Consider the following 9,763-nt stretch of genomic DNA (forward strand, 5'->3'; position numbering starts at 1 on the left):
TACTTTACCCGCGTTTTATGCTCAACAATCCCCTCCCACGTATGAATCGTCTCTATTTTGTCCTGATCGCTGCGTTCGCCAGCAGCGTACTGTCTGCCCAAATGACTGGTCCGCTGCAGCGCCTGACCACCACCTCCGCTCAGGTTAAAGACCTGGCCGGTACCATCACGGCACAGGACCTTCGCAAGCATCTTACCATCCTCTCTGCAGATGATATGGAAGGCCGGGAAACCGGCCAACCCGGCCAGAAACGCGCTGCGGCTTACCTCAAAGGTGAGATGCAACGACTTGGAATGCCCGCCATTGGAGAAGACAATGGCTACTTTCAGACCATTCTTTTCACCCGGCAGAAGTGGGATAAAATTGACCTTGAACTTAACGGTGAGTCACTTCGTCACCTGTGGGAGTACAGTAGTGCTCCATCCCAGAACAGCCACCGGGAAATGACCAATATTTCAGAACTGACTTTCCTTGGCTACGGCATCGATGATCCGGCATACAGTGATTATAAAGACCTGGATGTGAAGGGAAAGCACCTCCTGATTTTTGCGGGAGAACCCAAAGCAAAAAAAGGTAACTATCGGATATCGGGAAGTGATTCCACCTCCGTCTGGAGTAAGTCTGACGAGCGAAAACTGGAGATCGCCAAAATGAAAGGCGCAGCTACCGTGTTTGTGATCGATCCTGATTTCAAGGAGAATGTGCGGAATATCCGTCAGGAAACCCTCGATGGACGTATGAAAATGGCCGAAGCGACTGAGGCAGATCGTAAAACCGCAAACGTGGTTTACCTCACGCCCCAACTGGCTAAAAAAATCATGGGGAAAATCGGTAAGAAAGTCATCCGGAGCCGCAAAAAGCTGGAAAAAACCGGCAAACTCAAACCCGTGAAAATTCCGGTTGATTTAAAACTGACCCAGACTAAATCCGTTCGGGAACTGATCGGTGAAAACGTGCTTGGCTTTGTGGAAGGTAGTGACCCTGCGCTGAAGAAAGAAGTCCTTGTCGTCAGCGCACACTACGATCACATCGGAAAAAGAGGAGATGATGTTTTCAACGGTGCCGATGATAATGGCTCCGGCACAAGCACTATTCTGGAAGTGGCGGAAGCCTTCACGATGGCCAAAAAACAAGGAATAGGTCCTCGCCGTAGTGTGCTGTTTTTAATGGTGAGTGGTGAAGAAAAAGGACTGCTTGGCTCGGAGTATTACGCCAGTCATCCCATTTTTCCATTGGAAAATACCATTGCTGACATCAATGTCGATATGGTCGGCCGGGTAGATGATGAGCACGCCGACAATCCGAACTACATCTACGTTATTGGTAGTAACCGCCTAAGCACTGAACTGCACCGGATTAACGAAGGAGTTAATAAAGAATACACCCAGTTGGAACTTGATTACACCTACAACGCAGAGGATGATCCCAACCGCTACTACTTCCGTTCTGATCACTACAACTTCGCCGTTAAAGGTATTCCCAGTATTTTCTATTTCAACGGTACCCACGCTGATTATCATCAGTCGACCGATACCATCGAGAAGATTAACTTCGAGAAAATGGAAAAAATTGGCCGATTGGTTTTCCATACTGCCTGGCAGTTGAGTAACCAGGATCGGCGGATTGAAGTCGACGTTAAATAGACGACGGGCTTCGCCCTTTGATAGTGGGTAGTAAGTAGTGGGTAGTGCTGCTGCATTTGGCAGCTCGCTGCGCCCGTTTTGGGTGTTGTTCCGCAGCATTAATGCTGCACGAGCGAAGCGAGCAAAGCCATGCGGCAGCACTACCTACTACCCAATACTTTACTACCTAATACCAGTGGCGAAGCCACACCCCATTATTTCGGCGGAATCCCCATCGTAGCATTATGGTACACGATTGCAATAAGAAAAGCAACGACCGCCAGGATGATACCAAACAGGAAAATATTGTAGCAAATGCGTAGAAAGGAATACTTCTTGGCCAGTACGACACCGAGGTAATACAGGTCACGCGTCATCGAGGAGTAAAGGAAGTCTTCATCCCGGATCATCTCCATCATCCCATAATGAAAATCATCAATGGGCATGTTGTAAAAATTACCGAAAAATAGCAGGTTAGACCGGCGGGCCTTGATGTCTTCCATGCTGCTTTTTCCCTCGGTAACTTTAGGGCGGGTTGCCTGAATGGCGTAGAAGAGAGAAGAAAGGCAAACCCCGACCAGAATAATGGTGGGGATGACCAAGTGTGGATTCGAATCCAGTTTAGTGGCCAGATTAGCGACTACGACAGAAAGCACAATAGCGTTGACCGAAAGCATGATGTTGGCCTTGTTATCAGCGATGCTGCTTAAGTTGACGTGCGTCCGGTACGTTGCCCGGTACATGGTCTCTACGCCACGCCCTGGTTTGAAATCAGGAGCTTTTTCGGTGGCCTTTGCCACCGCCTTTTTTAATTTCTTGAGCGCCTTTTTATTTTGCTTTGCTTTTTCCAGCTCTTCCAGGTTCGTGGGCGTTTGATCGGGGAACAGTGCCTTTTTGCGTTTGTAGAGTTGCTTAACGTGCTTGCTTTTACGCTCCCCGAATATTTCCCGGGCGGCTTCCGTATGGTACTCATGGCTGAGCATGAAACTCAGCTCGAAGTCGATCCACTCCTGGTCAGACATGACCATGTTACGGGTAATGGCAAACTCCTGCCGAACCCGACCACACCGGTCCCAATAGCTCAAGTCGCCAAGATGGCTCAAATCGGCATCGGCAACGATTTCTTCCAGGAAGTTTCTAGGCTGTTGCGGCATTCGTGTCGCCCGGATAGCACCGGCGATGTTGTTAATGAGTTCTTCATCGCTGACGCCCTGGCTGGTCAGCCAGTTAGTGGCGTTGGTAACACTGCGGTCCTCGTGATCCTCCCATCCTTCGGAATAACCTGTGTCATGAAACCAGGCGGCCAGGATAATGGCCAGACGATCACCACGACTGACCTCATAATGATCTGCCAATTCAGTAGCCGCTTCCACTACCGCACAGGTATGTTGGAAATTATGATAGACGAAATCAGCTTCAACTTCTTCCTGAATAAACTTTTCTACGTAGGCCTCCACTTCTTTCAGCAGGGCATCAGATTCCACGACTTTACTCATAGTGGGCCAATATACGGACCTGTGGCGGTTGGGTGGGAATGAATCAGGGGGAAGGCCTCCATCGTGTCGGCCTTTGGCAATTGCCGGGGGTGGTTACGTATCAGGCGCGGCCGCAGGTGCCGGGGAAGGTCAAGGAGCAAAGTGGTGAGGCTGTTTCACTATTGTTCCGGTAGCCAGAAAAGCTTAAATCTTGTCATCTACCTCCGCCAGGTCTGCTTCTTCAACCGTCGCGAACCACTGCTCCAGCTTTTCACGGGCCTGTCCTTTAACCTCGTCGTTAATGAAGGCAGCGATGATCACCAGGCACATGCTGAGAAAGCCCAGGTCATCAGTATAGCCAATGATTGGAGTAAGATCAGGGATAATATCCAGGGGCATGATTAAATAGCCTAAAACCCCCAGGACCGACCTTTTTGCCCAGGCGGGCGTCTCTTTTCGTTTATAGGCATAGTACAGCAGTAGTGCAGAGTATACCGTCTTTACGCCCGCAGTTTTGGCATATTTGCTAATCTTAGCCCAAAAGCGGGATTCACTAAAGAATCGGCGGTATTTATTCATTTTTTTCACTTTCCCGGGCATTGTTGATGACAAGATAACGTTTAAATATCGTTTTTAGGTTTGCCCTTCGTTTGAAATCAGACGGATGGAAGGGGAGTAACGACGAAAAACTTATCAGATTAAGCTGCCTTACGGGAGCAACCTTATCACCAGTCTGGAGGTCGTCGGGCCGCTCTAAGCTTTGGCGGAGCCGATGCGCCGCCCCCACGGCCGTTTGTAGAACAAATTGCAGAGGCCTAAGTCGTCAGACCAACTTTTTTTCCGGCCAGGCCAGGCTAAAAGAATTGGTCGGACGACCACTTCCGGCCATTGTTCGCCGTCTGAGGGTTCGTTTTTGCCTGACGCAGTTGGCAAAAACTCCGTCCGACGGCTTCTGAGTATAATTTGTAATCCACGCCAACGGCCAGGAGGCGTCGGTTCCCGTAATTTCTTAGCTACCTTCACCCCTAAACCAGCTTTTGAAACATGTTCTCCATTATTGGTCCCAGTACCCTCCGTACTCTTTGTCGAAGCCTGCCGTTATTTGGGCTTCTGGCGGCACTCAGTGCTTGTATTCCACCACAAGACAAGAAGATCGAAGGTGTCCGCATCGATTTAAATGATCCGGTGAGCCACCTGATCTACAATCACCAGAATGCCAGGAACTCCGACAGCTTGATCTACTACCTCAGCAGTGAAAATTCCAGCTACCGGTACCTGGCCGCGAGGGCTTTTGGAAGTTTTCCTGAAATATCGGATACTGCCCTGGATGAACTCAGCGGGTTACTTGATGAGGACAATGAGCTGATCCGGACGGCTGCAGCCTATGCCCTGGGTCAAAGCGGTTCCCTCCGTGCTGCCGATTCATTGGCCCAGGCTTTCGATGGCAGCGGCACCTACCGCGCCTACAATGGGACACTATTGGCCGCAGTAGGCAAATCCGGTGGCCAGAAAAGCCAGGATTTTATCAGTAAAATCTCAACGTACACCAATCAGGATACTTTGCTTACCGCCGGCCAGGCGTGGAGCCTTTTCTATTTTGCCCGCCGTGAATTGCAGTCCCCTGCGGGTGATGCTAAAATGTTGGCTTTTATGCTGGACGAGTCCGCCCCCTACGAAATTCGTCGCCCCGCCGCCTGGTACCTGCAGCGTTTCGCCGTCGAGGTAGACTCTAGCAGTGAGGAACAACTTCGCCAAATTTTACGAACCGAGCAAGATCCGGACGTGCTGATGGGGACGGTAAGGACCCTGGGCCGTAGTGGGCAACCGGCGGGTAGGGTCGCTTTACTGCGCGCGCTGCGCGCGCAGACAGACTGGCGGGTTCGCACCGAAATTCTCCGGGCCCTTAGTGGCTTCGACTATTCCAGTGTCCGGGAACCCATCGTCGAAACATTAAGCGATGAACACCCATTGGTCCGCCGCTCTGCCGCAGAATTTCTTCGGGATAATGGGCAGGATGCCGACGCGACCTTCTACCGCCAACTCGCCAGGGATTCTCTGAAGCCCGACGTTCGTTACGTGTTGTATGCCGCCGCACACCGGCACCTGCCATTGTATTTTGCCGATTACCGGGGCTTTCTCAATTATGACCTCCAGGAAGCATTTACCAAAACCACTGACCCCTTCGAACAAGCGGAAATTCTGGGGGCTCTGGCGGAATACCCCTGGAATTACCGAAATATTTACGAACTCTATCAGAAAAGCGATCAGCCAATGGTGCGGAGTGCCGCAGCTGGTGCACTGCAAAGGATCAGTAACCGGGAGGACTTCAACGTTTTCTTCAAGAAAAGCAGTCGGAGGGTCCGGTATGACCTATCTATTTATTTCCGAGAAATGATCTACGGCCTTGAGGCGGGGCCGGCCTCCGAAGCAGGTAATGCGCTGGCCGCTAAAGGAGATATTTATCGCCCTTTTTATCCGGAGATCGACTGGATGAGCACTGCTTTAATGGGATTTAAGCTTCCCCGCGACTACGATGCCTACCTGGCAGTTGATGCCGCGCGGGTGGCATTGGGCGGGGAAGAAACGCCCGGACCAGAGGAAGCAGGAGCTCCCGTTAAACCAATTGACTGGAAGTTGATCGGAACAGATGCAGGTAAAGAAGTTGTTATTCGGACCGAAGCAGGCCGAATCGTGCTTAAACTCTGGCCGGACATTGCTCCGGCTACCGTATCCAATTTTTTGGAGTTAGTAAAATCGGGCTACTACGATGGGAAGGTGTTCCATCGGGTTGTGCCCAACTTTGTTGCTCAGGGAGGAGGCTTACTTGGCAACGGCTACGGGGCCGAAGACTTCAAAATCCGTACGGAGACCCCCGGTGTTCGGTGGGACCGTTCGGGATTGATCGGTATGGCCAGCTCCGGTAAGGATACCGAAGACGTACAGTTTTTCCTTACCCACCGGGCTACGCCACACCTTGACGGTAACTACACCATCTTCGGAGCGGTGGTCGAGGGGCAGGAGTTCGTAGACCAGTTGACTGTTGGTAGTAAAATGGAAAGCATCACCCTGCGTTGATCTGATTGCCCGACCGATCTTTACTGTTCTGGTAGTCTCCCGTTTCACCTGCCTGCGGCGTTTTGTACTAAAATCCCAAGACTGACCTGACAGATCGCTAGCCCTCCCAGCCCTCCCTGCAACCTTAGGCTAATGAATCTCACACCCAAAATTCATTTTAAATGTTCGACCTTCAACAACGAATAACCGTAGCAGCCCAAGCCAGCCAGGCTAATACAGTAAGTATCCGCCGTCACCTACACGCCCATCCCGAACTAAGCTTCGAAGAAACGGAAACCCAGCAATACCTGGCTGGCCAGCTTAAGGAACTAGGCATCCCGTTTCGGGAAATTGCCGGTACCGGGCTTTTGGCAGAGGTGAAGGGGGAGCAGGGTAGTGGGCCAGTGGTCGCCCTGCGGGCCGACATTGACGCGCTGCCAATTCAGGAGGCAAACGAAGTGCCTTACCGGTCGCAAAACGACGGAGTAATGCATGCTTGCGGGCACGACGTCCATTCAAGTAGTTTGATGGGCACAGCCGCCATCCTGAATGAGGTGAAGGCCAATTTTGCCGGTTCCGTAAGGCTGTTGTTTCAACCCGGCGAGGAGAAATTACCTGGTGGTGCCACGCTGATGATCAAAGATGGCGCGCTGAAAAATCCGACACCGGCGGCCATGTTTGGCCAGCACGTGCATCCGCCGTTACCTGCGGGAACGGTGGGGTTTCGCCCAGGTATCTACATGGCCAGCACAGACGAACTTTACCTGACCGTCCACGGTAGGGGAGGCCACGGCGCGATGCCACATAATGCCGTGGATCCGATCGTGATCTCCGCACACATCGTGACTGCCATCCAACAACTGATCAGTCGGCAGACGGATCCCACCTTACCGGCCGTGATTACCTTCGGCCGGATTGAGAGTGAGGGCGGAGCCACCAACGTGATTCCTAACGCCGTCCGGTTACAGGGAACCATGCGTACCCTCGACGAGGCCTGGCGCAAAGAGCTACACTTACGGCTGGAAAAACTGGTGACGGGTATTGCTGCCGCCTTCGGCGGATCTGCCGAACTGAAAATTGCCCACGGGTACCCCTTCCTGAAGAACGACGAAACCCTCACCCGCTGGGCCTGGGATGAAGCCCGCCGCTACCTCGGCGAAGACCGGGCCGTAGAACTCCCCATCCGGATGACGGGGGAGGACTTCGCCTTTTACACCCACCACCTGCCAGCTTGTTTCTACCGTCTGGGCATCGGTAACGCCACCCGCGGCATCAACAGCCCCGTCCATACCGATACCTTCGACGTAGACGAAGCCTGCCTGGAAACTGGTAGTGGGTTGATGGCTTGGTTGGCGGTTCGGCGGTTGGGGGGAGTAGGATAATAAAGTTACCTTTTTACTATATCATGGTTGCTAATGGGAAGCGTACACCCGAGGCTGGGTTTTACTCCTCTGGCTCCACGGTCCGGAACAGCTGTTTGTGTTCAATGCCCATAGGGCTGGTCGCATAGGCGGGTTAGTTCAACAAAAGCACAATGTCAGGCCTCGCTGCGCTCGGGCTGCCTTTGGACTTTAAGTGTTCGGCGAATTATTTATAACTTATTTTCCATCAATAGAATCGGGAACATCTTTAATATTTACAAATTTAGTCTCTGCTTGGCCTTCATCTACCCTTCCTCGTTTCATCAATAATTTTATTGTTTTGATAAAATTATCAAGTTCCTTTTTCTCATGTTTACGCCATTCCTTTGATTCAAATATGTCTTCATTACTTAGAGTCCCTTTTGAATTAAGTAAATTAGCAAATTTCGGGTCCTTAATCATATGTTCTCTTATTGCATTCAAAGGCTTTGGGAAGTCTAATATGATTAATTTACCTTTATCATTATACATAAAGTTTATTCCAAAATTCCGTTCAGATCCTTTACTGACAATATCTCCTTTCCTATGAATGCGCATTTTTTTTATCGCTGAATTCATTGACTCAATCTGAAGATTTTCCGGCATTATAATATGAAGTTCTACACTATCTGAATCAAATTTCTTAATTTCTTCCAATTCGTTACTATTATCCTTATACACTTCGACTGTTAAAACATGCTCTCTTAGCTTAGAGAATACATTGACTACAAAGTTGTAATAATAACCAAGAGCAACTCCGGTTGAAGCTATATTATCAACTTGTTCTTGAAGATTAACATTTTTCCTCTTTATTTTAATGTACTCAAGAACTGCAATTATTGCGGATACGATTCCAGCTATTGCTGCACCAATCTGTATGTAGTCATTCATTAGTCAATTGTTTATTTGGGTTGATCAGGAAGTTCTTGGTAAAATTTTAATGCATTTTCATATACTTTTTGATTTTCTATGAACACAGGAGTATATGATAAGAAATCTTGAGTGGCTTGCTGGTATATTGACTCTGCTATGCTTGTAGTCAAAAATTTTGTAATGATTGGCTTATTCCCAGATGAAATATATTTTTTATATTCTTCATCCAATATTTTACCGAATTGAGAGGGAGTATCTACTGATTTAACAATTCTTGGGTAGGGTCCATATCCTCCCATTGATCTCGAATCAAAAGATAATCGCTCTAAAGCCTTAGAAAAATAGTAATCAGGTTGACCATTAACTGATTTCACTATAGATACCATTGTCATCATCCCTCCACACATTGCGCATGGCTCTAAAGTTGAATAAATTGAATGATCATTCAGAGAATAAATACCTTCTTTATTTAAATAATTGGTTATAAGTCTAACTTCTCCATGTTGCGTAGCATTTTCTAATTCACTAACGTGATTTATTCCATAATCTAGAACTACATTGTTAGAATCAACTAGTATACATCCTACATTATAACCTCTTCCTCCTCGATCTATTGGGTCCCAATAATTGTAAACGATTGAGTAGGCAAGAAGAGAAAATATTTCGTCGATTTCGAAAGACACTGAGTCAGTTGGTGATTCCATTTCAATCTTGTCATCAATGACCAAATTCTTGGCCACTTTACTAGTTTTGCAGCTGAATATTGAAGCGGTCAGTATGAAAATGCATAGATAATTCCTCATTTATTCATATTTGAGTACAAGATAGTATTTTATACGAATTGATGGTTTGTTTGATTCGATTCTATACAACAGCGGCGTAATCCTTTGAGAATGAAGTTCTTGTTTTTTTCATACTTGGCGACGAATTATCGGAGTTAATATAGCATTCAGAAGTCTATTGATATAGATCGTCGACGTGAATTTCGCCGAACGTGAGTCTATGTAATAAGTCCCCTACCCAAACCCAATTTTCAACCCAAAATCAGACTAGAGCACACCATCCTCCGTGGCTGTTCACAAAATAAGCCAAATACCTCAACCCGCACGGAGTATCGTGTGGTCAAAAAGACTAAAAGGTCAGAAAAATGACCCTTCAGGCGTTCAAGCAGCTCTAATACCCCNAAAATAGACATACTTCTCCTAATGTTGTAGCAGCAAGCCAGCAAACTGAACTCCCCATCAACTTTATCGAGGCCTTTCAGTAGGGTGTAATAGCCAGACCATTGTCGTTTTAGAGTGCCGAAAGGATGCTCGACGATGGCTTGGCGCTGCTGGTA

The 9,763-nt window shown here is 48.6% G+C and carries 8 protein-coding genes; 3 read left to right on the forward strand and 5 right to left on the reverse strand.

Features of this window, described 5'->3' with window-relative positions; translation table 11 throughout:
• Positions 1–41 precede the first annotated feature (41 nt).
• Positions 42–1,643 (forward strand): M28 family peptidase, encoded by a 1,602-nt coding sequence (locus B036_RS0122815; protein WP_020571068.1) that lies wholly within the window; start codon positions 42–44, stop codon positions 1,641–1,643.
• 194 nt (positions 1,644–1,837) lie between these two features.
• On the opposite strand, the gene B036_RS0122820 is transcribed toward B036_RS0122815, so the two are convergent.
• Positions 1,838–3,118 (reverse strand): Pycsar system effector family protein, encoded by a 1,281-nt coding sequence (locus tag B036_RS0122820; protein WP_020571069.1) that lies wholly within the window; start codon positions 3,116–3,118, stop codon positions 1,838–1,840.
• Positions 3,119–3,301: 183 nt separating this feature from the next.
• Complete coding sequence (locus B036_RS0122825) at positions 3,302–3,676, reverse strand: YkvA family protein (RefSeq protein WP_245557499.1); 375 nt, start codon at positions 3,674–3,676, stop codon at positions 3,302–3,304.
• Between the two features lie 465 nt (positions 3,677–4,141).
• On the opposite strand from B036_RS0122825, the gene B036_RS33330 reads away from it, so the two are divergent.
• Both B036_RS33330 and B036_RS0122835 read left to right on the forward strand, forming a co-directional pair.
• A complete protein-coding gene (locus B036_RS33330) occupies positions 4,142–6,172 on the forward strand; it encodes a peptidylprolyl isomerase (RefSeq protein WP_020571071.1) in 2,031 nt (676 codons plus the stop codon).
• Positions 6,173–6,333: 161 nt separating this feature from the next.
• Entirely contained in the window at positions 6,334–7,533 is a 1,200-nt protein-coding gene (locus B036_RS0122835) for a M20 metallopeptidase family protein (protein ID WP_020571072.1), read from the forward strand.
• A 216-nt stretch (positions 7,534–7,749) separates the two neighbouring features.
• Here the strand turns inward: B036_RS0122835 and B036_RS0122840 are convergent, their stop codons facing one another.
• The 3 genes from B036_RS0122840 to B036_RS33765 form a co-directional block, all read right to left on the reverse strand.
• Positions 7,750–8,442 carry an STING domain-containing protein gene (locus B036_RS0122840; RefSeq protein WP_020571073.1) on the reverse strand — a complete coding sequence of 231 codons (693 nt, stop codon included), beginning with the start codon at positions 8,440–8,442 and terminating at the stop codon, positions 7,750–7,752.
• Between the two features lie 11 nt (positions 8,443–8,453).
• Positions 8,454–9,164 (reverse strand): deaminase, encoded by a 711-nt coding sequence (locus tag B036_RS32545; protein WP_169435090.1) that lies wholly within the window; start codon positions 9,162–9,164, stop codon positions 8,454–8,456.
• A gap of 293 nt (positions 9,165–9,457) precedes the next feature.
• Positions 9,458–9,763, reverse strand: a 306-nt coding sequence (locus B036_RS33765) for a transposase (RefSeq protein ID WP_026232269.1), incomplete at its 5' end; no start/stop codon positions are given.

Source organism: Neolewinella persica DSM 23188, from assembly GCF_000373105.1.
In the GTDB taxonomy this organism is placed as follows: domain Bacteria; phylum Bacteroidota; class Bacteroidia; order Chitinophagales; family Saprospiraceae; genus Neolewinella; species Neolewinella persica.

Excerpts from the sequence above, each read along its gene's own strand:
- B036_RS0122815 (WP_020571068.1), top strand. The coding sequence starts at position 42 with ATGAATCGTCTCTATTTTGTCCTGATCGCTGCGTTCGCCAGCAGCGTA.
- B036_RS0122820 (WP_020571069.1), bottom strand. The coding sequence starts at position 3,118 with ATGAGTAAAGTCGTGGAATCTGATGCCCTGCTGAAAGAAGTGGAGGCC.
- B036_RS0122825 (WP_245557499.1), bottom strand. The coding sequence starts at position 3,676 with ATGAATAAATACCGCCGATTCTTTAGTGAATCCCGCTTTTGGGCTAAG.
- B036_RS33330 (WP_020571071.1), top strand. The coding sequence starts at position 4,142 with ATGTTCTCCATTATTGGTCCCAGTACCCTCCGTACTCTTTGTCGAAGC.
- B036_RS0122835 (WP_020571072.1), top strand. The coding sequence starts at position 6,334 with ATGTTCGACCTTCAACAACGAATAACCGTAGCAGCCCAAGCCAGCCAG.
- B036_RS0122840 (WP_020571073.1), bottom strand. The coding sequence starts at position 8,442 with ATGAATGACTACATACAGATTGGTGCAGCAATAGCTGGAATCGTATCC.